Below are 26,799 nucleotides of genomic sequence, written 5' to 3'. Positions count from 1 at the left end.
TCCTTACCCGTTACCCTTAACAGGTGAGTTTTACCATTCCTTCCCCAGCAGCCGGCACGACTTCTCCAACAGCGCCACCGGCGGTGCAGCCAGCAACCAGCGCAGACCCCGTTTCCGCACCGGAAAGTCCCGCCCCGGCCCAGCCCCGCACCTATCAGGTGCGCACTTTCGGTTGCCAAATGAACGTGCACGATTCCGAGCGGATGGCCGGCATGCTGGAAGCCGCAGGCTACGTCCCCTCCGCCGGCGAATTGGCCGACGTCGTGGTCTTCAACACCTGCGCGGTCCGGGAGAACGCCGACAACAAGCTGTACGGCAACCTCGGCATCCTCGCCCCGGTCAAGGCAGCCAACCCCGGAATGCAGATCGCCGTCGGCGGCTGTCTCGCGCAAAAGGACCGGGAGACCATCCTCAAGAAGGCCCCGTGGGTGGACGCCGTGTTCGGCACCCACAACGTCGGTGCCCTGCCGGCGCTGCTGGACCGGGCCCGCCACAACAATGAGGCCCAGCTGGAGATCCTCGAATCGCTGGACGTCTTCCCCTCCACCCTCCCCACCAAGCGGGACTCCGTCTACTCAGGCTGGGTATCGATCTCCGTGGGCTGCAACAACACCTGCACTTTCTGCATCGTCCCGGCCCTGCGGGGCAAGGAAAAGGACCGCCGCCCCGGCGAGATCCTGGCCGAAATCCAGGCGCTCGTGGATGACGGCGCCATCGAGGTAACACTGCTGGGCCAGAACGTGAACTCCTACGGCGTCGAATTCGGCGACCGGCAGGCGTTCTCCAAGCTGCTGCGTGCGTGCGGCGACATCCCGGGCCTGGAGCGGGTGCGGTTCACCAGCCCGCACCCGGCCGCCTTCACCGACGACGTCATCGACGCCATGGCCGAGACCCCCAACGTCATGCCGCAGCTGCACATGCCGCTGCAGTCCGGCTCGGACAAGGTCCTCAAGGACATGAAGCGGTCCTACCGCTCCACCAAGTTCCTCGGCATCCTGGACAAGGTCCGCGAGAAGATCCCGCACGCCGCCATCTCCACGGACATCATCGTCGGGTTCCCCGGCGAGACCGAGGAGGACTTCCAGGCCACCCTCGACGTCGTGGAGAAGTCCCGGTTCGCCACCGCCTTCACCTTCCAGTACTCGAAGCGACCAGGCACGCCCGCTGCGGACCTGCCGGACCAGCTGCCCAAGGCAGTCGTCCAGGAACGCTTTGAGCGCCTCACGGCCCTGCAGGACCGGATTGCGGCAGAGGAAAACGCCCGGCAGCTCGGCCGTCGCGTCGAAGTCATGGTGACCGCCCAGTCGGGCCGTAAGGCGGGGGAAACCCACCGCCTCTCCGGCCGGTCCCAGGACCAGCGGCTGGTGCACTTCTCCGTGCCCGCGGGAGCCGAGGTGCCCCGGCCCGGCGATCTGGTGACCGTGACCATCACGGAGGCGGCGGCGTTCCACCTCGTCTCGGACCCTGCCTCGGCCGAGGACTACAGCCTGCGCCGGTCCCGTGCCGGTGACGCCTGGGACCGTTCGCAGGCAGATTCCTGCGGAGCCCCGGCCAGCCCCGCGGGCAAGACCAGCGCGCAGGGCACCTCCGGCGTGTCGCTGGGCATGCCCAGCCTCCCGGTCCGCGGCCGTTAGCGCCGTGCCCGGCCCGCAGGGTGCCGCGCACGACGCAGCAACCCAGGCCACACCAGCCCAGGCCACACCAGCCGAGGACACAGCCCAGCAGGACACTGCCCAAAATACGGCGGTGCCGGGGGCACAGCCGGTTGCGCCGCCGGTGATCGCCGTCGTCGGGCCGACGGGATCCGGCAAATCAGACCTGGCAGTCTCCCTCGCCCTCGAGCTCGACGGTGAAGTCATCAACGCCGACTCGATGCAGTTCTACCGGGGCATGGATATCGGCACCGCCAAGATCACCGAGGCCGAGCGCCGCGGTGTGCCGCACCACCTGCTGGACATTCTGGACGTGACCGAGGAAGCGAGCGTCTCGGACTTCCAGCAGCAGGCCCGCGCGTTGATCGCCGACATCCACGGGCGGGGCAAGCGGGCCATCCTGGCCGGCGGCTCCGGACTCTACGTCCGCGCCGCCCTCGACGTCCTCGAGTTCCCCGGCACGGATCCGGAGATCCGCGGCCGGCTTGAGGCGGAACTGGCCACCGCGGGACCTGCGCCCCTGCGGGAACGGCTGGAAGCAGTGGACCCCGTGTCCGCGGGCAGGCTCGGCGACGACCGCAGGATCATCCGAGCCTTGGAAGTTTTCGAGCTCACCGGGCGGCCATTCAGCTCCTTCATGCCGGCCCGCGAATACTTCCAGCCTGCCGTCCAGATCGGACTCGAGGTGGACCGGGAACTGCTCCGGCGGCGCCTCGCCGACCGGGTCCACGCAATGGTCGACCAGGGGCTACTGGACGAAGTCCGCCGGCTGGACGCCGCCGGACTCCGCAACGGCCGGACCGCGCCACGGGCCCTCGGCTACGCCCAGTTCCTCCGGGTGCTCGACGGTGCCTCCAGCCTGGAGCAGGCCGCGGACGAAACCATCATCGCCACCCGGCAGTTCGCGCGCCGGCAGCTGACCTGGTTCCGTGCGGATCCCCGGATCACGTGGCTGGGCTGGAACGATCCTGATCTGGTGGCCGAGGCCGCCGGCCTCTGCCGGGCGACGCCGGTTCCGCCTCCGGCGTAGCGCTTGGGTCACGATACCGGAGCGGTCAGGACGGAACGGTAACCTTGGAGCATGGACGAATCCCAAGCCGTAGCCGCTGACCGTACTGCCGGCGATACCGCACCCCTGAGCGGTCTGAAGTTTTCCAAAGGCCACGGAACGGGCAACGACTTTGTCCTGATCGCAGACCCCAACGGCGCGCTCGAGCTCAGCCCGGAGCACGTCGCGGCGCTCTGCGACCGGCACCGCGGCATCGGCGGCGACGGCCTGATCCGCGCCGTGCCTTCGCGGCTCCTGCCCGAGGGACAGGATTTGCTGACCGCGCACCCCGACGCCGAGTGGTTCATGGACTACCGCAACGGCGACGGCTCGCTCTCTGAGATGTGCGGCAACGGAGTCCGCGTCTTTGTGCACTTCCTCATCGCCGAAGGCCTCGTGGACCTGCCGGCCGGCGAATCCCTCGTCATTGGAACCCGGGGCGGTGCCAAGACGATCGTCCGGACAGCTGCGGGCTACGCCGTGGACATGGGCCCCTGGGAGTTCATTTTCCCGGGCGAGGCGACGGCGCGGGCCATGGATTCGCTCGTCAGCGCCGACGGGCTCGAAGTCGCGCGCCCCGCCCTCTCCGTCAGCATGGGCAACCCGCACACCGTCGTGGCCCTGGCCGAAACGGCCGAACTGGAAGCCACGCAGCTGTTCACGGCCCCCCGCGTGGACCCGACGCCGCCGCACGGCACCAACGTCGAATTCGTTGTGCCGTCCGAACCACTGGTCCACGACGGCACCGGCACCATCACCATGCGGGTCCACGAACGCGGGGTGGGGGAGACCCAGTCATGCGGCACGGGCGCCTGCGCTGCTGCCGTCGCGATTCGCCACTGGGCCGGCCAGGGCGCACCGGACGCGTGGAACGTCCACGTCCCCGGCGGCGTCGTCGGCGTGAAATTCTTCCTGGGCCCGGAGGGGCACGAACACGTCGAACTCAGCGGCCCGGCCGTGATCGTCGCTAGCGGGACGCTTTCCTGATTCGAAGGATCCGGAACGACTTCGACGTGCTCTCCCGGGTCACGCTGAAGCTGGAGTCGAGCTCCGCCGAGAGCCAGCGCTGCAGCGAGTCCGAGCCGAGGTTCTTCTGGACCACGAGCCAGGCCGATCCGCCCGGTGCCAGCCTGGGAATCCACAGGCGCAGGAGGGCGTGGAGCTCATCCTTGCCGATCCTGATCGGCGGGTTGGACCAGATGGTGTCAAAGCGCAGTTCGGGGTCGACGGCGTCTGGCGTGCTGGCGGTTACATTGTTCAGCCCCAACAGGCCGGCGTTTTCGTTGGTCAGGGTCACGCAACGTTCGTTCACGTCCACCGCGTAGACCTGTGCGTGCGGTGCCCGCAGGGCCATAGTCAGGGCGATCGGTCCCCAGCCGCAGCCGATATCCAGCAGGTTGCCCTGCGGCGACGGCGCCGGGACGTCGGCGAGCAGCACCGCCGTCCCCTTGTCGATCCCGTCCGGGCTGAAGATCCCCGAGGACGTCTGCAACCGGCGCGTCTCACCGGCAAGATCCACGGTGAGCGGCTTGCGGGTGAACGGCCCGGCCGGCTGGGCGCTGAAATAGTGTGCAGACTCCATAATGGGCCAGATTAGTTCGCGGCCAGCCCGTATGGGAAACCGGGCGGGAGCGCCGGCGTCTGCTACGCTACGAAACATGATCTTGATCTCCAAGTAGCCGGCACGGGTCCGTCCCGTCCCCGGAGCGACGCAGGTAAACGCCTTCGGCTGAGTGCGCCATCGCAAGGGTGAGTTTTCTCACCCGCTGGCGCCCGCACCACTTGGAATCCAGCCGCTTTCCAGCACCGTGTCTTTTGGCAGCGTGCTCCTTGGCCCGGCTTGGCGGACGGCACCTACCTCACTGTGATCTCCACATTCTGTGGTCCCACAGCCAGGCGCTTCTGCCGCCTCTACCCTTCAGCCAGCCATAGCTCCGGACGGAGCCAGCCCCGCCCCGGCACCGTTGCCGCGGGCATTCCAGGAGGCCTGCATGACCCCCCGCCGTCAGCCCAGCGCGAATACCGCCCCACAGAGCAGCAATCGGCACTATTCTGAAAGAGCCGAACCCTTAAAGGAGACCATGACCAGCCACCCCAACACCGGACCCGATTCAGCAGCCCAGGACATGAGCCCTGAGGAGATCCAAGCTGTAATCGACCGGATCCTTTCCAAGGACACCCCCGCCCCAGGCCGCGGCGGCGGCACCAGCCACGGCACCGCCACCGCCGCCGGTGCCGGTACCGGCGGCCCGACGTCGGTGCTCGGCAAGGCACAGGCCATCTCCCGCCTGGACGAGGTGTACACCAACTTCGACGGCGACCAGCAGGACCTTGAGGAACGCCACGCGCTGCGCCGCAAGGCTGGCCTGTCCACCGAGCTCGAAGACGTCACCGAGGTCGAATACCGGCAGTTGCGCCTTGAGCGCGTCGTCCTGGCCGGCCTCTGGACCGAGGGCACCCTCGCGGACGCCGAGAACTCCCTGCGTGAACTTGCCGCCCTCGCTGAGACAGCCGGCTCCGAGGTCCTCGACGGGCTCGTCCAGCGGCGCGCCAAGCCCGATCCCGGGACCTTCCTCGGCTCCGGCAAGGCGCAGGAACTGAAAGCCATCGTGATGTCCACCGGCGCCGACACTGTCGTCGTCGACGCCGAGTTGGCCCCGTCCCAGCGGCGCGGCCTGGAGGACATCGTCAAGGTCAAGGTCATTGACCGTACAGCGCTGATCCTGGACATCTTCGCCCAGCACGCCAAGAGCCGTGAAGGCAAGGCGCAGGTGGAGCTCGCCCAGCTCGAATACCTGCTCCCGCGCCTGCGCGGCTGGGGTGAATCGATGTCCCGCCAGGCCGGTGGCCAGGTGGGCGGCGCCGGTGCCGGCATGGGCTCGCGTGGCCCCGGTGAGACCAAGATCGAACTGGACCGCCGCCGGATCCGCACCCGGATGGCCAAGCTGCGGCGCGAAATCGCCGCCATGAAGCCTGCCCGGGAAACGAAGCGGGCCAACCGCCGTCGTAACGCCGTGCCCTCGGTGGCGATCGCCGGGTACACCAACGCCGGGAAGTCCTCGCTGCTGAACCGGTTGACCGACGCGGGGGTGCTGGTGGAAAACGCCCTGTTCGCCACCCTGGACCCCACCGTCCGCAAGGCCGAAACCGCTGACGGGCTGGGATACACCCTGGCCGACACCGTGGGCTTTGTCCGTTCCCTGCCCACCCAGCTCGTGGAGGCATTCCGCTCCACGCTGGAAGAGGTGGCCGACTCCGACCTGATCCTGCATGTCGTGGACGTCTCGCACCCGGATCCGGAAGGCCAGATCGCCGCTGTCCGGACGGTTTTCAGCGAAGTCGACGCGCGAAAGGTTCCGGAAATCATTGTCCTGAACAAGGCCGACGCCGCTGACCCGTTCGTGGTCGAACGGCTCAAGCAGCGCGAGCCGCGCCACGTCGTGGTCTCGGCCCGCACCGGCGAAGGCATTCCGGAACTGCTCAAGGCCATCAGCGACGGCATTCCGCGGCCCAGCGTGAAGCTTGAACTGCTGATCCCGTACAACCGCGGGGATCTGCTCAGTAAGCTCCACGAGACGGACGCCGAGATCCTCAGCCTCGACCACGAGGAAACCGGGACTCGTGCCGTGGTGATGGTGCGTGAAGGACTCGCCGCCGAACTGGATCCCTTCATCAGCAATGACTGAGGCTGCGGTGACCAAGGCTGACGCCGAACCAGCCGACGCCGATCCAGCCGATGGTGGATCGGCCGAGCCTGATGCCGGTTCGGTTGCCGGCGCGGCCGGCGAGGAATTTGTGGTTAAACTGCTCGACCGTGCCGTGTCCGGCATGGGCGGGCAGAGCCGCGATGGCCAGCACGAAATGGCCCGGCAGGTGGCGCGCGCGATCGACAGCGGCGACCACCTGCTGGTCCAGGCCGGCACCGGCACCGGCAAGTCCCTGGCCTACCTGATTCCGCTGATCGCGCATTCGCTGACCAGCAACAAACCCACCCTGGTCTCCACCGCCACCCTGGCGCTGCAGACCCAGATCGTGGGCCGCGACCTGCCCAGGCTGCTCAAGACCATCACGCCTGCCCTGGAACGGCCCGTCAAGGTCGCCCTGGTCAAGGGCCGGTCCAACTACGTCTGCCGGCACAAACTCGAGGGCGGCTTCCCGTCCGAAGAACCTTCCGAGGGACAGCTGTTTTCCCTTGGCGAGGACACCAGCGTGCCGCATTTCGCCGCCGCACTGGGCGGGCCGTCCTCCCAGCTGGGCAAGGAAGTCGTCCGCCTGCGCGAATGGGCCGAGGAGACCGCGACGGGGGACCGTGACGAGCTCATGCCCGGCGTCACGGACCGGGCCTGGCGCCAGGTCTCGGTCACCTCCATGGAGTGCCTCGGCGCGCAGAAATGCCCGCTCGCGGCCGAATGCTTCAGCGAGCTGGCACGGCAGAACGCCGCCGACGCCGACGTCGTGGTCACCAACCACGCCATGCTCGCCGTCAGCGCCTTCGAAGGCCTGGCGGTGCTGCCCGAGTACGACGTTGTGGTGGTGGATGAGGCGCACGAACTCCAGGACCGCGTCACGGGCGCGGTCTCGGGCCAGCTCTCCGTGGCGATGGTGCACGCCGCCGCGTCCGGGGCCCGGAAGCACACGGGCATCACCGTGGATGCGCTGAACAATGCCGCTGCCCACCTGGAGCTGGCCATCGACGGCGTCCCCAGCGGGCTGATGCCCAATGGCCTGAACAGCGAGCAGCTGGACTGCATCGATCAGCTGCGCGACGCGTGCCGCGCCGCCCTGTCCGATTCCAAGGGGGACAGCTCCGCAACGGCCGACGGCGGACGCCAGCTTGCCCGCTCACGCCTCATGGTCATCCTGGAACTCTGTGAACGCCTCCTGGCCGCACGCGAAAACCGCGAAGTCGTGTGGTTCTCCCGCAACAGCAGCTTCGACCCGGCACAGGGCTACTCACAGCCGGACGAGAGCGCGCCGGCCTTGATCAATGTCGCCCCGCTGAGCGTCGCAGGACGGTTGCGCGAAGGCCTGTTCGCGGACCACACCGTCATCCTGACCTCGGCCACACTGGCCATCGGCGCTGCCTTCGAACCCGCCGCCGGAGGCCTGGGCCTGGTTGGCAACGGCGCCCCAAGCTGGACCGGCGTCGACGTCGGATCCCCGTTCGACTACCCGAAGCAGGGCATCCTCTACGTCGCCAGGCACCTGCCCAAACCCGGCCGCGGAACGTCCCCCGAGGCTTTGGACGAACTCGAGAAGCTGATCCGCGCGTCCGGCGGCGGTGCGCTGTGCCTGTTCTCCTCGCGGCGTGCGGCCGAGGAAGCAGCCGAGGCCATGCGGCCCCGGCTGGGCCTCAGCATCCTGTGCCAGGGGGAGTCGACCATGACGGCGCTCGTGCGGCAGTTCGCCGACGAGCCCGACACGTGTTTGTTCGGCACCATGTCGCTCTGGCAGGGCGTCGACGTCCCTGGCGTGTCCTGCCGGCTGGTGGTCATCGACCGGATTCCCTTCCCGCGGCCGGACGACCCGCTGATGACGGCACGTTCGCGGGCCGTGGCCCAGGCCGGCGGCAATGGCTTCATGGCCGTCTCGGCCACGCATGCCGCCATCCGCCTCGCGCAGGGCGCCGGAAGGCTGATCCGTTCGACCTCGGATAAAGGCGTGGTGGCAGTGCTGGATTCGCGGCTCTCCACGGAGCGCTACGGCGGCTTCCTGCGCGCCGCGCTGCCGCCGTTCTGGCCCACCACCGATTCATCGATAGCCATGGCGGCCCTGAAGCGCCTGGCGAAGGACTCCGCGAAAGACTAAACCCCAGGCCGGCCCGCCACCCTGCGCCGGAACTCCGCGCGGGGTGGCCGCTACTGGCGGCCTGGCCCCGGATGGCTAAGGGGAGCGCAGCTTAGAGGGAACGCGGTTTAGAGGGAGCGCAGTACCGAGACGACTTTGCCCATGATGACGGCGTGGTCGCCGAGGATGGGCTCGTACTGGGTGTTTTGCGGCAGCAGCCAGGTGTGGCCGTCCCGCTGGCGGAATGTCTTGACCGTGGCTTCGTCGTCCAGCAGGGCGGCCACGATGTCGCCGTTCAGGGCATCACCCTGGCGGCGGACAACCACCCAGTCGCCGTCGCAGATGGCGGCGTCGATCATTGAATCGCCAGCGACCTTGAGCATGAAGAGTTCGCCATGGCCCACGAGCTGGCGGGGCAGCGGCATGACGTCCTCCACCACCTGGTCCGCGAGAATCGGCCCGCCGGCGGCGATGCGTCCGACGAACGGCACCATTGCCGTGTCAGTGGCGCTGGCGAGCTCGGTTACCGACAGGCCGCCCACGGCCCGCAAGGGACTGGATTTCTCGATCCCCGATATCGGCGTGGTTCCCTCGTCCAGGGTCAACGGCATGAGCACTTCCATGGCCCGGGGCCGCTTCGGATCACGCCGCAGGTAGCCAAGTTTCTCAAGCTGGGAGAGCTGGTGGGTCACGCTCGAGAGGCTGGCGAGACCGACGGTGTCGCCGATCTCGCGCATCGACGGCGGGTAGCCCTTGTCCGTGACGGACCGCTGGATGGTCTCCAGGATTTTCTTTTGCCGGACGGTGAGGCTCTTGGGGGCCCGGGCGGGCTGCGGGCTCCGTGGGGTGGCCCTGCCGCCGGTGGCTTGTGCTGCCATGTTCGCCAATGCCTTTCCGTTCCGCCCGGCTGCCGTGGCTGCTGTCACCGGGAACTTCCGGCCTGAAATGTCAGACCCTGCTGATCAACTACGAATGAATTCCCTCGGGAGTTCAAAGCGGTTGTCCTGTCCCTCAAAAATAGGCCAGCCGCAGACCTTTTTCAAACATTTGTTCTAGCGAGTCTCGACATCGTTCGTTAGTAAGTGCTAAAACAGAACCAGCAAGATTCGAATATGTGTTCGACTTCGCTGATCTGGGTTCGCAAGCGATGTTCGGTTCTATGTTCGAAGGTTCGGCCGGTTGGCGGCGAGTACGTGAGTACGCCGGGCGGCAACTATGGTCCAGGAGGGCTCAGTTCATGTCAGTTTCAAGCGCGTTTCACGGCACTAGCATTCAGGGCATCACGACCCGCCGCCGAGGTGTTGTTCCGGGCGGCGCGGCGGATCGCCGCAGCATCGGACACGGAAGCATCGGACACGGTGGCATCAGCCAAAGCGGTATGGGCCAGGGCAGTTCCCGTTACGGCAACGTGTACCCGCTCAATGCCAGGCGCCGCACGTCCGCGACGTCGCAGGCGCCGCAAGGGGCCACGGGCGCGGTTTCCGCCGGCCGGCCGAAGCAGCCGCCGCTGCGGCTCACCCGGCGCGGACGCTTGGTCTTTTTCGGTGTCCCCCTGATCCTGCTGGCGGCGTTTATCCTGTCCTTCAGCGGATTCCTCAACGCTCCCGCCAAGGCGGCAGATTCCGCGGACCAGCTCTCGGTGACGCCGACCGTTTCCGTCACAGTGCAGCCGGGGGAGTCCCTCTGGGCCATTGCGGGGTCGGTGGCTCCGGAGCGCGATCCCCGCGACGTCGTGGCGGACATCGTGCAGCTGAACAATCTGGACGCCGCGGGTGTCATGCCCGGCCAGCAGCTGTTCGTCCCGTCCAAGTAACCTCCCCCAGGTAACGTCGCAGGCGTCACAGTTTCAGCGCCCGTCCCGCTACCACTTAAACTGGTCACGTGACTGACCAGCTTGAGCGCCTCAACCGACTGCCCCTCCGAACCAATCTGCGTGGCCTGCGTCCGTATGGCGCGCCGCAGCTGGACGTCCCCATCCTGCTCAACGTCAATGAGAACACCCATGGGGTCCCGGCCGATGTCCGCGCCGCGATCACCGAGGCCGTGAGCGCCGCCGCTGCCGGACTGAACCGCTATCCGGACCGCGAGTTCACAGAATTGCGCGAAGCCCTCGCCGAATACCTTGGCCATGGCCTGGACGCGGAGAACATCTGGGCCGCGAACGGTTCCAACGAAGTCCTGCAGCAAATCCTCCAGGCCTTCGGCGGCCCCGGCCGGACAGCCCTCGGGTTCCCTCCCACGTATTCGATGTACCCGTTGCTGGCCTCCGGCACGGATACGGAATACATCGTCGGGGCCCGCGCCTCGGACTATGGGCTCAGCGCGGAATCGGCGGCACGCCAGGTCCGCGAGCTTCAGCCCAACATCGTCTTCCTCTGCTCCCCGAACAACCCGACCGGCACGGGGCTGGGCCTTGATGTGGTCGAGGCCGTCTATGACGCCGGCGAGGCCAGCCAGACCATCGTGATCGTCGATGAGGCCTACCACGAGTTCGCCCACGACGGTACGCCCAGTGCGCTCACCCTGCTGCCTGGCCGGGAACGGCTCATCGTCTCGCGCACCATGAGCAAGGCCTTCGCCCTCGCCGGCGCGCGCCTCGGCTACATGGCCGCGGCCCCGGAGGTCGCGGACGCCCTGCGGCTGGTCCGTCTCCCGTACCACCTCTCGGCCATCACCCAGGCCGCGGCCCTGGCCGCCCTGCGCCACCGGGAGGCGCTCATGGCGGACGTCGAGGACATCAAGCGCCAGCGCGACCGGATCGTGTCGGAACTGACGCGGCTGGGCCTGACGCCGGCCGCGTCCGATTCCAACTACGTGTTCTTCGGCGGCCTGGAGAACCCCCATGAGGTCTGGCAGGGCATGCTGGACGCCGGTGTCCTCATCCGCGACGTCGGCATTCCGGGGCACCTGCGCGTCACCGCGGGCACTGAGACCGAAACCACAGCCTTCCTGGAGGCCCTTGAACTCATCCTGGCCGGCTCCGCAAAGCCGCAGGCCTAGACTTGGTGGGGAGCCCGATCGTCCCCGCCAGAGTGCCCAACACCCTGCTTTCTTCCAAAGGACACATCTACATGAGCAACCCCGGATCCACCACCGCCGAGGGCCGGACCGCACGCATGGAACGGACCACCAGCGAGTCCTCGGTCCTGGTCGAGATCAACCTGGACGGCACCGGCGTGTCAGACATCAGCACGTCGGTCCCGTTCTACGACCACATGCTGACGGCCCTCAGCAAGCACTCCCTGATCGACATGACGGTCAAGGCCACCGGTGATACCCACATCGATGTCCACCACACCGTCGAGGACGTGGCCATCACCTTCGGCGAGGTCCTGCGGACCGCCCTGGGCAACAAGGCCGGGATCCGCCGCTTTGGCGAGGCGACCGTGCCCCTGGATGAGGCCCTCGCGCAAGCTGTCGTGGACGTCTCCGGCCGTCCCTACCTGGTCCACGCCGGCGAGCCGGCAGGGCAGGAATACCACCTGATCGGCGGCCACTTTACGGGCTCCCTGACCCGCCACGTCTTCGAGGCGATCACCCTTCACGCCGGGATCTGCCTGCACATGAACGTCACTGCCGGGCGCGACCCCCACCACATCGTCGAGGCCCAGTTCAAGGCCTTTGCCCGTGCCTTGCGCGCCGCCGTCGAACCGGACCCCCGGGTCGAGGGCATCCCGTCGACAAAGGGTGCTTTGTGACCGGCCCGCTGCTCCGCGACGGGGCCATCATCGACCCCGCCGCTGCGGCAAAGCCGGTGTCCCCGTCGGGAAAGCCCACTGTCACGGTGCTGGACTACGGCTCCGGGAACGTCCGGTCCGCCGTCCGCGCCCTCGAGCGGGCCGGCGCCGAAGTCATCCTCAGCGCCAAGCCTGAGGATGTCCTCAACGCCGACGGCCTCGTCGTCCCCGGTGTGGGCGCCTTCGAAACCGTCATGCGCGAGCTCAAGGCCGTTGACGCCGTCCGCATGATCGGCCGGCGTGTCGCCGGGGGCCGCCCCGTGCTGGCCATCTGCGTCGGGCTCCAAGTGCTGTTCGAGGCCGGCGTCGAGCACGGCACCGAAGCCGAAGGCATGGGGGAGTGGCCCGGCAAGGTGGAACTGTTGCCTGCCGACGTCGTGCCCCACATGGGCTGGAACACCGTCTCCGTCCCCGAAGGGTCCAAGCTCTTCGCCGGGGTTGAGGGCGAGCGTTTCTACTTTGTGCACTCGTACGGGGTCCAGCAGTGGGACTTCGACGTCATCCAGCCGCGGATGGCCGCGCCGCTGGTGACCTGGTCCGACCACGGCGCCCCGTTCATCGCGGCCGTGGAGAACGGCCCGCTCTGTGCCACCCAGTTCCACCCGGAGAAGTCCGGCGACGCCGGTGCCCGGCTGCTGCGCAACTGGGTCCAGGGCCTGCGCCCCGCAGTCCCGGAACGTACCGCGGCCCCGGAAGCGACCGCCTAGATGTGGTCCCTGGTCCTCATGGGCGTCGCCGGCCTGCTGGTCGGCGGCGCGATCTCCTTCCGCCAGCAGAAAAGCCCGCTCTGGGTGCAGGTCGTTTTCTACGTCCTCGCCGGCATGTCGCTGCTCGCCGCCTACCTCCTGACCCTGCCGGCGTCCTGACCGCCCCTCCCACTACCATCCCCAAGCTGAGGACTCCACGATGACCACCGAAACCCCGCTGCCCGTACTCGAGCTCCTGCCCGCCGTCGACGTCGTCAACGGCCAGGCCGTCCGGCTCGTTCAGGGCGAAGCCGGCAGCGAGACGAGCTACGGCACTCCGCTGGAGGCCGCCCTCAACTGGCAGCAGCAGGGGGCTGAGTGGGTGCACCTGGTCGACCTGGACGCCGCGTTCGGGCGCGGCTCCAACGCCGAACTCCTGCGCGAGGTCGTGGGCCGGCTCGATATCAAGGTGGAGCTCTCCGGCGGCCTGCGCGATGACGAATCCCTCGAGAAGGCCCTAGACCTCGGCGTCGCCCGCGTCAACCTGGGCACGGCGGCACTGGAGAACCCGGAGTGGACGGCCCGGGTGATCGAGCGCTTCGGCGACAAGATCGCCGTCGGCCTCGACGTCCGCGGCACCACCCTCGCCGGCCGGGGCTGGACCAAGGAAGGCGGTGACCTCTGGGACGTGCTCGGCCGCCTCGAGGACGCCGGCTGCGCCCGGTACGTCGTGACCGATGTGACCAAGGACGGCACCCTCCAGGGCCCCAACGTCGAGCTCCTGCGCCAGATGGTCGAGAAGACGGGCAAACCGGTGGTCGCCTCCGGCGGCATTTCCAGCCTCGAGGATCTCAAGGTCCTGCGTTCCCTGGTGCCGCTCGGCGTCGAAGGCGCCATCATCGGCAAGGCCCTCTACAACGGCAACTTCACCCTGCCCGAGGCCCTCGACGTCGCCGGCCGCCGCTAGGCGGTCAGTGCCAATGACACACACCCACGATCCCCGCGACCCCAACAACCCCCAGGATGGCGGGCAGGCAGGGACCGGGACAGGTCCCGTCCGGCATTTGCCCGGGCACATCGCGGCGGCCCTCGCCGGCGCCGGCGGGGTCACCGACTCCGCCGGCCAACCCTGGGCGGGCCGCAGCCTGTCCGGCGATGACGCAAAGATCCACAATTTCGACGACGACGACGGCACCGCCGACGCCGGCTATCTGGCGGCTTTGTCCGACCTCGCCGCGGGCACCGGTGACGAGGCCGCCGTGGTGGCCACGCTTGCCACCGCCCGGGTGTTCGTGCCAATCCTCGCCCAGCTCGCCGAAGAGGGCGAGGCTGCGGCTGGGCCCAACGGGGACCCGTTGCACGGTGACAAACTTCGCTCCGACAAACAGGCCGACATGGCCCTGGTGACGCTCAAGGCGCCGGACGGGCGGACGGCCATGCCGGTGTTCACCTCGGCGGCATCACTGACGGCGTGGCACCCGGAGGCCCGGCCGGTCGCCGTGTACGCGGCCCGGGCCGCCCTGTCAGCGGTCGCGGAAGGCGCCGAGCTGCTCGTGATTGATCCCGGCTCGGAAGTGACATTCGTGGTCCGCAGGCCAGCAGTGTGGGCCCTCGCCCAGCAGCGGGCCTGGACGCCGTCGTACGCCGATCCCGATCTCGCGGGGGCCCTCGGGGAAGACGCGGTTGGCTTTCCGGCGGTCCGCCGTGTTGAAATTCATCCGGGGGGTGGAGTTGCCTCGGCCACGGCCGATGGCAGGCGGCTCCCCGGTGGGGGAGCCGGCCCGGAACTCCGTGTGGTCCTCTACCTTGAAGACGGTCTCGACGCCGCCGGCGTGCAGTCGATCGTCGCCGGCCTCAATGATGCCTGGGCCCGGAATGAAATCTTTGCCGAGCGGGTTGATTCGATCGAGGTCAAGCTGCAGCGCGCAGCACCATAGCTGACGGCCCAACGGGGGGGGACCTCCCGGTGCTGCCGTGGGCAGTACCAGAAGGATGTAGTCCGTGAATTTCGCGCTTTACCGTGAGCTGCTGGCCGTCCGGCCCATCAGGCGCCTCCTGTTGGTCGGCATGATCGCCCGCATACCGCACTCGGCGGCCGGAGTACTGCTGACCCTGCATATCGTCCTGACCCTCGGCCAGGGCTACGCCGCCGCCGGCGCAGCCGCCGCCGTCATGACGATCGGAATCGCCGTCGGCGCGCCCTGGCGCGGGCGCCGGGTCGACACCGTGGGGCTGCGCAAGGCGCTCATTCCGTCCGTCGTCTCAGAGACCGTGATCTGGTCGATCGTGCCACACGTGTCCTACGAGGCCCTGCTGCCCCTGGTGTTCGTCGGCGGCCTGCTGACCCTGCCCATTTTCAGCGTGGTGCGGCAGTCGCTGGGCGTGCTGGCTCCCGGGGAACAGCGCCGCACGGCCTTTGCCCTCGACGCCATCGCCACCGAGCTGGTCTTCATGATCGGCCCCGCTGTCGGAGCCGTCGTCGCCACCAGCGGCCAGTCCGTCCTGGGCCTGACGGTCGTGGGCGTGGCGACGTCCGTCTCAGGACTCTTCCTCATGTGGTTCAACCCGCCCACCCGGAGCGCCTCCCCGGACGCCAGGCTTGAAGCGCAGGAGCTGGAATGTGCGGAAGCCGCCGTCGTTGCTGCGGCACCGGCCCACCTGCAGGAGGCCGCAGCCGAACTGGCACCCCTGGCAGCCGCCGCCGAGGAACGGCGACGGCGGGGCTCCGGCCTGCGCCACCGCGTCATCCACAATTTCAGCTGGTTCACCGCCGCCGTGGCCGCCGTCTTCGCTGTCGCGGCCGGCGCCGGCATGGTCCTCAGCGGCACCGACGTCGGGATCGTCGCGGCGCTCCAGACCGGCGGGCACGAGGCCGAAATCGGCATCGTGTTCCTGTTCTGGTGCGCGGCCTCGGTGGTGGGCGGCATCCTCTACGGCGCCATGCACCGGCCCATCTCCCCGGTACTCCTGTTGCTGGGGATGTCAGCGCTGACCGTCCCGATGGCCTTCGCGACCGACGTCTGGACGCTCAGCCTGCTCGCGTTGCTGCCGGGTCTGCTGTGCGCGCCGGTGCTGTCCGCGGCCTCGGAAAAGGTGGCCGAACTGGTGGACGAAAGCCGGCGCGGGGAGGCGATGGGCTGGTACGGTTCATCGCTCACCGGCGGGGTAGCCCTGGGCGCGCCGCTGGCCGGGCTGTTCATCGACCTCATCGGACCGTCGGCCGGCTTCGTCTCGGTGGGTCTGGCGGGCGTGGCCCTCTGCCTGGTGGGACTGGCCCTGCAACAGGTCCGGCGCAGCCGCCTGGCCCGCGTCTGAATGCGGGCCGGGCCCAGCGCGCCAAGCTGGGCACGCGGTTGGCCCGTGCGAACGGAAAATCGTGCGAACGGAATTAACGACGCCGGCGGGCGGACCTGGGTGGTCCGCCCGCCGGCGTTTTCCTAGCTGACGAAAGTGCTTTAGTTGACGGGGCCGGTGTACTTCTCGCCCGGGCCCTTGCCCGGAGCATCCGGAATGATCGATTCCTCGCGGAAGGCCAGCTGGAGCGAGCGGAGTCCATCGCGCAACGGTCCAGCGTGCTGTGAGCCGATTTCCGGGGCCGCGGCGGTCACCAGGCCGGCAAGGGCGGTGATCAGCTTGCGGGCCTCGTCCAGGTCCTTGAGTTCCTGGGCATTTTCCTCGGCGGCAAGGCCGAGCTTCACGGCGGCGGCGCTCATCAGGTGCACGGCGGCCGTGGTGATGACCTCGATCGAGGGGACTTCCGAGATGTCGCGGATCTGCTGCGAGACGTCCGCCTGGGCGGCTGCGGGCTCGAAGACGTGGGAATTACTATCTGAAGTGCTCATGCTGGTAAGCTTGTCACAGACCGACTAAATGTCGTTATTCTCAAGCTTTTATAGGATGCAGTGTTCTGACTGCCAGTGCTAGTCACTGAAGTTGGTGCCCGGCGACGCATACGTGCGTTGAGCGGGTTTCTTTCTGTAGAGTTGGCTTTAGTTTGCAAGCGGAGTTCTCTCCCACCCGCGTCAGCCGCGAAACTTCCTTCGGGAAGCCCCTCCTGTCCAGGAGTCAAGGTTGCCGGGTACCTGGTCGGGCACTGCCTCGGACTCCGGTCCGCAGGAAGTGCATGTCGCCCCATTGAGGGCGGCAGCTCCGATCTTGAGGCCTCCGATTGCTCCGGCAATTGGGGGCCTTCTCTTTTTGCCGGTGGAATACCCCTCACGAACACAGGAGCTTTAACATTAGCGAGCCAAGAATCAATGAGCGTATCCGCGTCCCCGAGGTGCGGCTGGTCGGCCCTGCAGGCGAACAAGTAGGAATTGTCCGTATTGAGGATGCCCTGCGTTTGGCTGCCGAGTCCGATCTTGATCTCGTTGAAGTTGCACCTCAGGCGAAGCCTCCGGTGTGCAAGCTGATGGACTTCGGCAAGTACAAGTACGAAGCCGCTGTCAAGGCACGCGAGGCCCGGAAGAACCAGACCAACACGGTCCTGAAGGAAATCCGTTTCCGCCTGAAGATCGACACCCACGACTACGAAACGAAGCGCGGCCACGCGCTCCGCTTCCTCGGTGCCGGCGACAAGGTCAAGGCCATGATCCAGTTCCGCGGCCGTGAGCAGCAGCGCCCCGAGATGGGCATCCGCCTGCTCCAGCGCTTCGCCGACGACGTCGCCGAAGTTGGTGTGGTGGAGTCCAGCCCGCGCATCGATGGCCGCAACATGGTCATGGTGGTTGGCCCGCTGAAGAACAAGGCCGAAGCCAAGGCGGAGGCCCGCCGCGCAACGCAGCGCGCAGAAGCCAAGGCCGAGAACGAGGCCAAGGCTTCGGGACGCGTCGATGTCTCCGGTGGCAACGCCCCGCTGACCCAGACGCTGTCGGACCTCCTGCCGGAAGGCTACGTCGTGTCGCCGGAGGCTCCCGCAACGGAAGCCCCGGTCGAAGAAGCCAAGGTCGAAGAGACCAAGGTCGAAGAAGCCAAGGTCGAAGAGACCAAGGTTGAAGCGGCCCCGGCCGAAGAAGCCAAGGTTGCAGAGACCAAGGCCGACGAGGCTCCTGCCCAGGAGGCGCCGAAGGAGGCTGCTCCGAAGGCGGCCGAGGAGCCTGCAGCAGCGAAGGCTCCCGCGGCTCCGAAGGCGGCCGAGAAGCCGGCAGCAGCCAAGGCCCCCGCGGCTCCGAAGGCAGCCGAGAAGCCTGCAGCGGCCAAGGCCCCCGCGGCTCCGAAGGCCGCTCCGGCCCCGGCGGCAGCGAAGGCTCCCGAGGAAAAGGCAGCCGCTCCGGCAGCAGCACCGAAGCCGGTTGCTGCTCCGAAGCCGGTGCCGAGGCCTGCAGCGCCGAAGCCCGCCGCACGGCCGGCCGCCCCCCGGGCAGCCGCCAAGCCTGGCACCAAGAAGACCAACTAGTTCACGGCTGCCGGACAGCAATGTCCGGCAGCAGGCAATCAGCACGCCGCCCGCAGGGGTGGCTGCACGAAAGAGCTGCAGACTTTTCTGCGGATACGTAAGGAGATCGGTTCCCATGCCGAAGATGAAGACCCACAGCGGTGCTAAGAAGCGCTTCAAGCTGACCGGTACCGGCAAGCTGCGCCGCCAGCAGGCCAACCGCCGCCACTACCTCGAGCACAAGTCCTCCCGGCTGACCCGTCGCCTTGCCGGCGACAAGATCGTCTTCAAGGGCGACGCCAAGGTCATCCGGAAGATGCTCGGCATCTAAGTTCCAAGTTCTCTGACTGTTCGCCACCTGGCAGCAGTCAACTACCAAAAAGGCTTCTCAGGCCAGCCGGACCGTTCCGGCAGTAGACGCTTGGGATCAGAAATTTTCTAAGGAGTACGCACGTGGCACGTGTGAAGAGGGCGGTTAACGCCCACAAGAAGCGCCGGGTTATCCTCGAACGCGCAAAGGGTTACCGCGGACAGCGTTCACGCCTGTACCGCAAGGCAAAAGAGCAGCTGCTGCACTCGTTTGTGTACAGCTATGGTGACCGCAAGAAGAAGAAGGGCGACTTCCGCCGTCTTTGGATCCAGCGCATCAACGCTGCATCCCGCGCCAACGGCCTGACCTACAACCGTCTGATCCAGGGCCTGAAGGCCGCTGAGGTTGAGGTTGACCGCCGCATGCTGGCCGAGCTTGCCGTTTCCGACGCCAACGCCTTCGCCGCGCTGGTCAAGGTCGCCAAGGACTCGCTGCCCGCCGACACGTCCGCTCCGGCCGTCCAGGCTGAAGCCGCTCCGGCTCCCAAGGCAGCCAAGAAGGCTCCCGCGAAGAAGCCTGCTGCCAAGAAGGCTGACGCCGAGGCTGCAAAGTAGTTCCTGCCGCGGTTGAAAAACTGCGTCGTTCAAGAGCCGGCGGCAATAGCCACTAAGGTTCTTTATATGAACGAAACCGGGCGCCCGCAAGACTTACCACTTTCCAACCCCCGAGCTGATCGGATGAGGAAGGTGGCACAGCTTGCCGGGCGCCCGGCGCGTTTAAAGCGTCGCGAGTTCCTGGCGGAAGGCCCGCAGGCGGTCCGGGAGGCCCTGGTCCTGCACCGGAAGAGGATTGCCGCGGGGGAGCCGGGCATCGTCTATGAGGTGTACGCCACCGAGGCCTGCCTGGACCGCCACCCGGAGCTGGAGCAGCTGGCCGAGGGAACCCACGCGCACCTTGCCACCGACGAAGTGATTGCAGCGATGGCGGACACCGTCACCCCACAGGGCATCGTCGCCGTCTGCGGCTTCCTGGACGTCAGCCTTGAGCAGGTGCTCGACGCCGGCCCGCGGCTGATTGCCGTCCTGTGCCAGGTCCGTGACCCCGGCAACGCCGGCACCGTGCTGAGGGCAGCCGACGCCGCCGGCGCCGACGCCGTCATCCTGACCGGCTCGAGCGTGGACATCTATAACCCGAAGGCCGTGCGTTCGACGGCGGGTTCCCTGTTCCATCTGCCCGTTGTCCTTGGCGCGGAGGTTGAAGAGGTCGTGGCCCGCTGCAAGGAACGTGGCGTCGGCGTGCTGGCCGCGGACGGCAAGGGACAGCTGGACCTGGACCGTCTCCAGGACGAGAACGCGGCCCGCCGCCTGGGGGCCTCCGCCGCCGAACCGGTCTACGCGCTGGAACAGCCCACTGCCTGGCTCTTCGGCAACGAGGCCCAGGGCCTGTCCGAGGACGAGATCGCGCTGGCCGACCACCGGGTGGCCGTGCCGGTCTATGGGTCAGCGGAAAGCCTGAACCTCGGCACCGCAGCCACCGTCTGCCTCTACGCCAGCGCCCGCTCCCAGCAGTCGCGCTAGAGGGGCTCTGCAGGAAAGGGGTTCTGCAGGAAACGGAGTGTCCGGCAGGAATCCCTGCCGGAACGCAGGCCAAACGAACGGCGGGGCCCGCCGTCGTACTGTCACTGCCGCCCCACACAGAGTGGTCGGTCAGTGCCTTGAAGAATTAGGTGGTCTTGTTGCGCCCTGTGATGGCGCCGTAGATGAGTGCGGCCGCGAGGCCACCGACGATGGCCAGGAGCCAGGAACCGAGATTCCAGAATTCCATCTTGCCGCCGCCAAACAGCAGGTCCCCGATCCATCCGCCGACAATTGCGCCGACGACGCCGAGCACGAGGCTGGTAACCCAGCCGCCACCGACCCTGCCGGGCAAGACTGCCTTGACGATTGCACCTACTATGAGTCCGAGAATGATCCAGCCAAGAAAGCCCATGTCTCCTCCTACATATTCGTCGGCATCCAAATTGTGAATCCCGAGTATGGCTTCAAGCTAACATAGGGCGGATTGCTTGTCAGCAGGGGACTGCCCAATCGTTACGTGGCAGCGCCGGTCCCTGCCGCGGTTCGGCGGCGGCCCGGAAACGGGTACGGTATTCCTTGTGGGCGCTGGGTTCTTCCGGTGTTCGCGTACACCCCGGACGAACACCTCAAGGAGAAGCTCAAGTGGCTGCAAATGGCGGTACCAAGGCGATTCTCGCGGCACTGGCCGCAAACCTGACCATCGCCGTTTTGAAGTTCGTCGCCTACTTTCTGACGCTGTCCTCGTCCATGCTGGCCGAGGCGATTCACTCCATCGCAGACTCCGGCAACCAGCTCCTGCTCCTGCTCGGCGGCAAGCGCGCGCAGCGGGAAGCCAGCCCCGAGCACCCGTTCGGCTACGGCCGCGAGCGGTACATCTACGCCTTCATTGTCTCGATTGTGCTGTTCAGCGTCGGCGGCCTGTTCGCGCTGTATGAGGCCTGGGGAAAAATCCAGCACCCGCACGCCATCGAAGGGGACTTCTGGTGGGTGCCGCTGGCCGTCCTGATCGGCGCGATCATCGCCGAGTCCTTCTCGTTCCGGACCGCGATCATGGAATCCAACCCCCTCCGCGGGAAGCAGAGCTGGGTTAAGTTCATCCGCAACGCCAAGCAGCCGGAACTCCCGGTGATCCTGCTCGAGGACTTCGGCGCCCTCGTGGGCCTGGTGTTCGCGCTCTTCGGCGTGGGCCTGACGCTCCTGACCGGAAACGGCATCTGGGACGCCCTCGGCACCGCGATGATCGGTCTGCTGCTCGTGGCGATCGCCGTGGTGCTGGCCATGGAAACCAAGTCCCTGCTGCTGGGCGAGTCGGCCACCCGCGATGACGTCGCCAAGATCCGCAGCGCGATCGAGGCCGGCGGCACCAGCATCATTCACCTCAAGACCATGCACCTTGGCCCCGAGGAGCTTCTGGTGGCGGCCAAGATCAGCATCGGGAGCTCGGACTCGGGCCAGGACATTGCGAAGGCGATTGATGACGCAGAGGTCCGGGTCCGCGAAGCCGTCCCGATTGCCCGGGTCATCTACCTGGAACCGGACGTGCAACGGGTCAGCGCCCCCTGAGCCGACCCGCCCAAAGGCAGAACGGAAGCCCATAGGGGGCAGCCGCCGGACAGAACGGCAGCCCCCTGACAAAACAGCAGTCCTGCCCGGTGCACCACCGGACAGGACTGCTGTTCTTTTGGGGCATCTAAAGGCTGTTGCCTCTGCAGTCGCCGCTGCCGTTGCCTCTGCTGTTGTGCCGCGGCTGTTGTTCCGCGGCGGCGGGGCGGCTAGGAGGCCAGCGGCCGCCTGCGTTCCACGGCGCCGCTGATGGCGGCGACCCCGAGCCCCAGCACGGCCAGGACGGCGCCCACGAGCGCGGGGGCGACGTAGCCCCAGCCCCAGGCGATCACCAGGCCGCCCAGGAAGGCGCCCAGGGCGTTGGCGACATTGAGCGCAGCATGGTTCAGCGAGGAGGCCAGCGACGGTGCGTCCGGGGACGCATCCAGCAGCCTGGTCTGCAGGGCCGGAACCAGCATGGACCCCGCAGCACCAACGACGAACACCATGACCAGTGCGGACCAGGCCCAGTGGACGCCCACGGCATAAACCACGAGCGCCACGGCCGTGCCGGGCAGCACCCAGTAAATCGTGCCCATGACGGACTTGTCGGCGATCCGGCCGCCAACAATGTTGCCCGCCACCATGCCCACGCCGTACAGCGCCACGACCAGGGGCAGCCAGGGCGCCGGGAGGCCGGCGACGGAGGTCATGGTGTGCGCAATGTAGGTGTAGGTCGCGAAGAAACCGCCGAAGCCGACGATGCCGACCAGGATGGCAAGCCACACCTGCAGCCGCTTGAGCGCGCCGAGCTCACGGCGGAAGCTGGCATCTGCGTGCGGTTTCTGGAACGGGACGAACTTCCACAGCATGAAGAGCGTAATGATGCCGATCAGGCCGACCAGCAGGAAAAGCAGCCGCCACCCGTAGTTCTGGCCCAGCCAGGTGGCGAAGGGGACGCCGATGACGTTGGACACCGTCAGCCCGGCCATGACCATCGAAATGGCCCAACCCCGCTTGGTCGGCGCCACCAGGGAGGCGGCAATCACGGCCGCGACCCCGAAGAAGGCGCCGTGGGGCAGCCCCGCGGCGAACCGGGACACGAGCATGGAGCCGTAGTCCGGGGCGAGGAAGGAACTGAGGTTGGCGATGCTGAAGAACAGCATGAGCCCCAGGGCCAGATACTTCCGCGGGAGTTTGGCACCGACGGCGGCCAGCACCGGCGCACCGATCACGACGCCGAGGGCGTAGGCCGAAATCAGATGACCTGCCTCGGGCGTGCTGATGTTCAGGCCCTGTTCGATCTCCTTGAGCAGGCCCATCATGGTGAATTCCGTGGTGCCGATGCCAAAGCCACCCATCGCCAGGGCAATGATGGCCAGGGCAACGTGACGGGTGCCGGTCTTGGACGGTGCCGGGGCATGTGTGGTGGTTGTCATTCGTCTTTTCGGAGAGATTTCCGGGAGAAGCCGGAGGGATCGGACAGATAAATATGCTTTTAAGAACGGGGACGGGGCGCCGAATATTCCGCAGGGTGTCCGGACGGCCGCCTCCACCATTGTCCCCTACCAGGGCCGGCTCCCGGCCCCCGGTCCCAACGCCGGACCGTGCGCCAGCCTTAGACTTGTGGGCGTGACTGGACTCATTGGCGTCGTTGGCGGCGCGGTAGTGGACTCCCTGGCCCAACCGGGCATGCTCCTTGCGGCCCGGCGCACGGCGCCGCCGCAGTTTGCCGGAATGTGGGAGTTCCCGGGCGGAAAGGTGGAGCCCGGCGAGGCAGCCGAGGACGCCCTGCACCGCGAGCTCCGGGAAGAACTGGGCGTGCTGGTGCGGCTCGGAGCGGAGCTGCCCGCGGAAACCGCCACGGGCTGGCCGCTGAACGCGAAGGCGGCGATGAGGGTCTGGTTCGCGGAACTCGTGCAGGGCGAACCCCGGCCGCTGGAGGACCACGACGAACTGCGCTGGCTCGACCTCCGCAACCCGTCAGAGGTCCTGGACCTGCCGTGGATCCCGGCAGACTTCCCCATCGTGGAGGCCCTCCTGGCGGCAGTGCAGGCCACCGGGCCGCGGGGAGTGGGAGCCGGACTGGGCCGCTGACCGGACTCGCCGGCGGGCTTCGGATGCCCGCCTCTCGCCAAACCGTCAGCCATGTGCCTACTCTGATCCCAGTCGAGAGGAGTGGCCCGTGCAGGTCGGTGTCGGACGAGAGCAGCGAGACGGAGAACGCCGCGTCGCAGCCACGCCGGAGACGGTCCAGCAGCTGACAGCCCTCGGGCTCCATCTCCTGGTGGAGGGCGGCGCCGGTACCGAAGCAGGCTTCGCCGACGCCGCCTTCAAGGAGGCCGGCGCGACGGTGATCTCCGAGCTCCCGTTGGAGGCCCTGGACGTCCTGCTGCATGTCCGCCCGCTCACCCCGGAGGCCGCGGCCCGGCTGCGGCCCGGCACGGTCACCATCGGGCTGGCGTCGCCGTCCTCGGAACTGCCCACCGTGCGGGCACTCGCCGCCGCCGGAACCACCTCGTTCGCCCTGGAACTGCTTCCGCGGATCTCCCGGGCACAGTCCATGGATGCGCTCAGCTCGCAGTCCCTGGTCACCGGTTACCGCGCCGTGCTGGAAGCGGCCGTCCGCTACCCGCGGTTCTTCCCGCTCTACATGACCGCCGCCGGCACCATCCCGCCGGCGCGGGTGTTGGTCCTTGGAGCCGGTGTCGCCGGGCTGCAGGCGATCGGCACGGCGAAACGGCTCGGCGCCAGGGTCTCGGCCAACGACATCCGGGCCGCCTCCGCCGAGGAAGTCGCTTCGATGGGTGGCACTTTCATCAATCTGGACATCGATGCGGCGGCAGAAGGAACCGGAGGCTACGCCCGTGCCCTTGGCGAGGACCGGGCGCAACGCCAGCGCAGCCTCCTGGCCCCGCACGTCGCGGCGGCGGACATCCTGATCACGACGGCGGCCATCCCCGGCCGGGCGGCTCCCTTGCTGGTGACCACCGCCATGGTGGCCAGCATGCGGGCCGGCTCCGTCGTCGTCGACCTCGCCGCGGAGTCCGGAGGCAACGTCGAAGGCGTGATCGCCGGCCAGGACGTGCAGGTGCCGGTCGACGGCGGATCGGTCACGCTCGTGGGCCTGCAGGACGCGGCATCCGCCATGCCCTCGGATGCATCCCGGCTTTTCGCCCGGAATGTCAGCAACTTCCTCGCGCTCATGACCGACTGCGGTGCGGTGGCCCCGGATTTCAACGACGACGTGGTCGCCGGAACGTGCCTGACCCACGACGGCGTGGTGCGGCATGCCCCCACCGCGGAAGCATTGGAAAGGGAGGCATGATGGGCCCGATCGCGTTGTTGACCGTGGTGGTGCTAGCGGTGTTCGTTGGCTTCGAAGTGGTCTCCAAGGTCACCAGCAAGCTGCACACACCGCTCATGTCCGGGGCCAACGCCATCCACGGCATCATTTTGGTCGGCGCCATCATCGTGGCCGGACAGGCCAGTGACCCCTGGGTACTCGGCATCGCGCTCCTGGCCGTAGTCCTGGCCACCGTCAACCTGGTGGGAGGCTTTGTGGTCACGGACCGGATGCTGGAGATGTTTAGCGCCCACAAGCGGGCACGCATCCCCGCCTCAACCGGGGCCACCAAAGCTGGCGGAACGGCGGGTGAAGGGCACCCTGGCGAGGGGGGCTCCGCCGGCGCGGCGGGGGAGTCCAGATGAGCCTGCTGAGCCCCGAATGGACAGCCCTGCTCTACCTTGTGGCCGCCGTCTGCTTCATCCTGGCGCTGAAGGGCCTCAGCTCGCCCCGCACCGCCCGCCGCGGCAACGCCATCGGCGCGGCCGGGGCGCTCCTCGCCGTCGCCACCGTGTTCTGCTCGGTACGGCTGGAAAATATTCCGCTTATCCTCGTGGCCATCGCCGTGGGCGCCGCGCTTGCCGTCCCCGTGGCCCGTCGGGTGCAGATGACCCAGATGCCCCAACTCGTGGCGCTCTTCAACGGCGTCGGAGGCGGGGCCGCGGCGCTCGTCGCCGTCCTGGAACTTGGCCATCAGGAGGACCCCTGGGTCCGCCTGGCCGTGGTCTTCACCATGCTGGTGGGCGCCGTGTCCTTCGCCGGCTCCGCGGTGACCGTGGGCAAGCTGCAGGAACTCATCAGCACCCGCCCGCTGCTGTTCCCCGGCATGCCCTGGGTCATGGGTGCCGTCCTGCTGGGGGCGGTCGTCTCCGGAGCGCTGGTGGTCCTGACCGGCTCGCTCGGCTGGTCGCTCGCGCTGCTGGGCCTGAGTCTCGCCGCCGGGCTGCTCCTGGTGTTGCCCGTGGGTGGGGCGGACGTGCCGATTGTCATCTCCCTGCTGAACGCGTTCACGGGGCTGGCGGTGGCGGCGTCCGGCGTGGTCCTGGGCAATGTCCTGCTGCTGGTCGCCGGGACGCTCGTGGGCGCGAGCGGCACCATCCTGACCAAGGTCATGGCCTCGGCCATGGGCCGCGGAGTCGGCGGAATCATGTTCGGGGCGTTCAAGGGCGGCTCGACGGCGGGATCCACCGCCCTGAGCGACCGGCCTGTGCGTTCCTCGTCCCCGGAGGACATTGCCGTCCAGCTCGGCTACGCCCAGCGCGTGGTGATCGTTCCCGGCTACGGGCTTGCCGTGGCCCAGGGCCAGCACACCGTGGCGGAGCTCGCCACGGCCCTGGGCGCCCGCGGCGTGGACGTCGTGTTCGCCATCCACCCCGTGGCGGGTCGCATGCCGGGCCACATGAACGTGCTGCTGGCCGAGGCCAACGTGCCGTACGAGTCCCTGCGGGAACTGGCGGAAGTCAATCCCGAATTCGCCACCACGGATATCGTTCTGGTGGTCGGCGCCAACGACGTCGTGAACCCGGCGGCCAAGTCCTCCCCGGGTTCGCCGATTTACGGGATGCCGATCCTGGAGGTCGTGCAGGCCCAGCAGGTCGTGTTCCTGAAGCGGTCGATGCGCCCGGGGTTTGCCGGCATCGAGAATGAGCTCCTGCACGACCCCAAGACCACGCTCCTGTTCGGGGACGCCAAGGATTCGCTGGCCAGGGTGCTCGGCGCGGTCAAGGCGCTCTAGGCGTA

The 26,799-nt window shown here is 67.8% G+C and carries 27 protein-coding genes; 22 read left to right on the top strand and 5 right to left on the bottom strand.

The annotated features are described in order from the left end of the window. Positions 1 to 83: 83 nt before the first annotated feature. The 3 genes from miaB to dapF all read left to right on the top strand — a co-directional run bounded on the left by miaB (position 84) and on the right by dapF (position 3,687). A complete protein-coding gene (gene miaB, locus C566_RS0111310; RefSeq protein ID WP_081627321.1) occupies positions 84 to 1,634 on the top strand; it encodes a tRNA (N6-isopentenyl adenosine(37)-C2)-methylthiotransferase MiaB in 1,551 nt (516 codons plus the stop codon). 112 nt (positions 1,635 to 1,746) lie between these two features. Next, positions 1,747 to 2,682, top strand: coding sequence for a tRNA (adenosine(37)-N6)-dimethylallyltransferase MiaA (miaA, locus tag C566_RS0111305; protein WP_018774454.1), 936 nt, complete (start codon positions 1,747 to 1,749; stop codon positions 2,680 to 2,682). A gap of 51 nt (positions 2,683 to 2,733) precedes the next feature. Continuing rightward, the gene (gene dapF, locus C566_RS0111300) at positions 2,734 to 3,687 is read left to right on the top strand and encodes a diaminopimelate epimerase (protein ID WP_018774453.1); all 954 of its coding nucleotides are present in this window, start codon (positions 2,734 to 2,736) and stop codon (positions 3,685 to 3,687) included. Here the strand turns inward: dapF and C566_RS0111295 are convergent. Continuing rightward, positions 3,668 to 4,282 carry a class I SAM-dependent methyltransferase gene (locus tag C566_RS0111295; RefSeq protein WP_018774452.1) on the bottom strand — a complete coding sequence of 205 codons (615 nt, stop codon included), beginning with the start codon at positions 4,280 to 4,282 and terminating at the stop codon, positions 3,668 to 3,670. The two genes, dapF and C566_RS0111295, sit on opposite strands and share 20 nt — an antisense overlap. 499 nt (positions 4,283 to 4,781) lie before the next feature. On the opposite strand from C566_RS0111295, the gene hflX reads away from it, so the two are divergent. Beyond that, positions 4,782 to 6,386: a GTPase HflX gene (gene hflX, locus C566_RS0111290; RefSeq protein ID WP_018774451.1), complete on the top strand. Its 1,605-nt coding sequence runs from the start codon at positions 4,782 to 4,784 to the stop codon at positions 6,384 to 6,386. Then, a complete protein-coding gene (locus C566_RS0111285; protein ID WP_018774450.1) occupies positions 6,379 to 8,508 on the top strand; it encodes an ATP-dependent DNA helicase in 2,130 nt (709 codons plus the stop codon). The genes hflX and C566_RS0111285 overlap by 8 nt, the downstream gene beginning before the upstream one ends. 107 nt (positions 8,509 to 8,615) lie before the next feature. Here C566_RS0111285 and lexA read toward each other — a convergent pair whose 3' ends face one another. Continuing rightward, positions 8,616 to 9,365, bottom strand: a complete 750-nt coding sequence (lexA, locus tag C566_RS0111280) for a transcriptional repressor LexA (RefSeq protein ID WP_026266605.1) — start codon at positions 9,363 to 9,365, stop codon at positions 8,616 to 8,618. 500 nt (positions 9,366 to 9,865) lie between these two features. On the opposite strand from lexA, the gene C566_RS22130 reads away from it, so the two are divergent. The 8 genes from C566_RS22130 (at position 9,866) to C566_RS0111240 (ending at position 16,225) form a co-directional block, all read left to right on the top strand. Then, the gene (locus tag C566_RS22130) at positions 9,866 to 10,300 is read left to right on the top strand and encodes a LysM peptidoglycan-binding domain-containing protein (RefSeq protein WP_018774448.1); all 435 of its coding nucleotides are present in this window, start codon (positions 9,866 to 9,868) and stop codon (positions 10,298 to 10,300) included. Positions 10,301 to 10,368: 68 nt separating this feature from the next. Then, on the top strand, positions 10,369 to 11,487 hold the full coding sequence (locus C566_RS0111270) for a histidinol-phosphate transaminase (RefSeq protein WP_018774447.1): 1,119 nt from the start codon (positions 10,369 to 10,371) through the stop codon (positions 11,485 to 11,487). 71 nt (positions 11,488 to 11,558) lie between these two features. After that, entirely contained in the window at positions 11,559 to 12,185 is a 627-nt protein-coding gene (gene hisB, locus C566_RS0111265) for an imidazoleglycerol-phosphate dehydratase HisB (RefSeq protein ID WP_018774446.1), read from the top strand. Then, positions 12,182 to 12,931: an imidazole glycerol phosphate synthase subunit HisH gene (gene hisH / locus C566_RS0111260; RefSeq protein WP_018774445.1), complete on the top strand. Its 750-nt coding sequence runs from the start codon at positions 12,182 to 12,184 to the stop codon at positions 12,929 to 12,931. Before hisB ends, hisH begins: the two co-directional genes overlap by 4 nt. After that, positions 12,932 to 13,090: a hypothetical protein gene (locus C566_RS22960; protein ID WP_018774444.1), complete on the top strand. Its 159-nt coding sequence runs from the start codon at positions 12,932 to 12,934 to the stop codon at positions 13,088 to 13,090. It begins immediately after the preceding gene. A gap of 40 nt (positions 13,091 to 13,130) precedes the next feature. Then, entirely contained in the window at positions 13,131 to 13,877 is a 747-nt protein-coding gene (gene priA, locus C566_RS0111250) for a bifunctional 1-(5-phosphoribosyl)-5-((5-phosphoribosylamino)methylideneamino)imidazole-4-carboxamide isomerase/phosphoribosylanthranilate isomerase PriA (protein WP_018774443.1), read from the top strand. A gap of 13 nt (positions 13,878 to 13,890) precedes the next feature. Next, on the top strand, positions 13,891 to 14,847 hold the full coding sequence (locus tag C566_RS0111245; protein WP_018774442.1) for an SseB family protein: 957 nt from the start codon (positions 13,891 to 13,893) through the stop codon (positions 14,845 to 14,847). Positions 14,848 to 14,911: 64 nt separating this feature from the next. After that, positions 14,912 to 16,225 carry an MFS transporter gene (locus tag C566_RS0111240; protein ID WP_018774441.1) on the top strand — a complete coding sequence of 438 codons (1,314 nt, stop codon included), beginning with the start codon at positions 14,912 to 14,914 and terminating at the stop codon, positions 16,223 to 16,225. 140 nt (positions 16,226 to 16,365) lie between these two features. Here the strand turns inward: C566_RS0111240 and C566_RS0111235 are convergent, their stop codons facing one another. Then, a complete protein-coding gene (locus C566_RS0111235) occupies positions 16,366 to 16,752 on the bottom strand; it encodes a DUF1844 domain-containing protein (protein WP_018774440.1) in 387 nt (128 codons plus the stop codon). 437 nt (positions 16,753 to 17,189) lie between these two features. Here C566_RS0111235 and infC point away from each other — a divergent pair, with 437 nt between their 5' ends. The 4 genes from infC (at position 17,190) to C566_RS0111215 (ending at position 20,171) form a co-directional block, all read left to right on the top strand. After that, the gene (infC, locus tag C566_RS0111230; RefSeq protein WP_026266604.1) at positions 17,190 to 18,305 is read left to right on the top strand and encodes a translation initiation factor IF-3; all 1,116 of its coding nucleotides are present in this window, start codon (positions 17,190 to 17,192) and stop codon (positions 18,303 to 18,305) included. 115 nt (positions 18,306 to 18,420) lie between these two features. Continuing rightward, a complete protein-coding gene (gene rpmI / locus C566_RS0111225; protein WP_003798720.1) occupies positions 18,421 to 18,615 on the top strand; it encodes a 50S ribosomal protein L35 in 195 nt (64 codons plus the stop codon). A gap of 122 nt (positions 18,616 to 18,737) precedes the next feature. Continuing rightward, the gene (gene rplT, locus C566_RS0111220) at positions 18,738 to 19,208 is read left to right on the top strand and encodes a 50S ribosomal protein L20 (RefSeq protein WP_018774438.1); all 471 of its coding nucleotides are present in this window, start codon (positions 18,738 to 18,740) and stop codon (positions 19,206 to 19,208) included. Positions 19,209 to 19,274: 66 nt separating this feature from the next. Further along, positions 19,275 to 20,171 (top strand): TrmH family RNA methyltransferase, encoded by an 897-nt coding sequence (locus C566_RS0111215; protein WP_026266603.1) that lies wholly within the window; start codon positions 19,275 to 19,277, stop codon positions 20,169 to 20,171. Between the two features lie 145 nt (positions 20,172 to 20,316). Here C566_RS0111215 and C566_RS0111210 read toward each other — a convergent pair whose 3' ends face one another. Beyond that, positions 20,317 to 20,583, bottom strand: coding sequence for a GlsB/YeaQ/YmgE family stress response membrane protein (locus C566_RS0111210; RefSeq protein WP_018774436.1), 267 nt, complete (start codon positions 20,581 to 20,583; stop codon positions 20,317 to 20,319). Positions 20,584 to 20,813: 230 nt separating this feature from the next. Here C566_RS0111210 and C566_RS0111205 point away from each other — a divergent pair, with 230 nt between their 5' ends. Next, positions 20,814 to 21,734 carry a cation diffusion facilitator family transporter gene (locus C566_RS0111205; RefSeq protein ID WP_018774435.1) on the top strand — a complete coding sequence of 307 codons (921 nt, stop codon included), beginning with the start codon at positions 20,814 to 20,816 and terminating at the stop codon, positions 21,732 to 21,734. Positions 21,735 to 21,943: 209 nt separating this feature from the next. On the opposite strand, the gene C566_RS0111200 is transcribed toward C566_RS0111205, so the two are convergent. Further along, a complete protein-coding gene (locus C566_RS0111200; RefSeq protein ID WP_018774434.1) occupies positions 21,944 to 23,152 on the bottom strand; it encodes an MFS transporter in 1,209 nt (402 codons plus the stop codon). Between the two features lie 193 nt (positions 23,153 to 23,345). On the opposite strand from C566_RS0111200, the gene C566_RS21375 reads away from it, so the two are divergent. From C566_RS21375 to C566_RS0111180, 4 genes are all read left to right on the top strand, one after another. Continuing rightward, a complete protein-coding gene (locus C566_RS21375; RefSeq protein WP_043466790.1) occupies positions 23,346 to 23,810 on the top strand; it encodes a (deoxy)nucleoside triphosphate pyrophosphohydrolase in 465 nt (154 codons plus the stop codon). A gap of 88 nt (positions 23,811 to 23,898) precedes the next feature. Next, the gene (locus C566_RS0111190) at positions 23,899 to 25,041 is read left to right on the top strand and encodes a Re/Si-specific NAD(P)(+) transhydrogenase subunit alpha (protein WP_018774432.1); all 1,143 of its coding nucleotides are present in this window, start codon (positions 23,899 to 23,901) and stop codon (positions 25,039 to 25,041) included. Further along, entirely contained in the window at positions 25,041 to 25,424 is a 384-nt protein-coding gene (locus C566_RS21370; RefSeq protein WP_018774431.1) for an NAD(P) transhydrogenase subunit alpha, read from the top strand. The genes C566_RS0111190 and C566_RS21370 overlap by 1 nt, the downstream gene beginning before the upstream one ends. Further along, positions 25,421 to 26,794, top strand: a complete 1,374-nt coding sequence (locus tag C566_RS0111180; RefSeq protein ID WP_018774430.1) for an NAD(P)(+) transhydrogenase (Re/Si-specific) subunit beta — start codon at positions 25,421 to 25,423, stop codon at positions 26,792 to 26,794. Before C566_RS21370 ends, C566_RS0111180 begins: the two co-directional genes overlap by 4 nt. Positions 26,795 to 26,799: the final 5 nt, after the last annotated feature.

This window comes from Arthrobacter sp. 131MFCol6.1, assembly GCF_000374925.1.
Taxonomy (GTDB): Bacteria; Actinomycetota; Actinomycetes; order Actinomycetales; family Micrococcaceae; genus Arthrobacter.
Note: the sequence above shows the minus strand (reverse complement) of the source record. Positions and strands in the feature narration are given on the sequence as shown.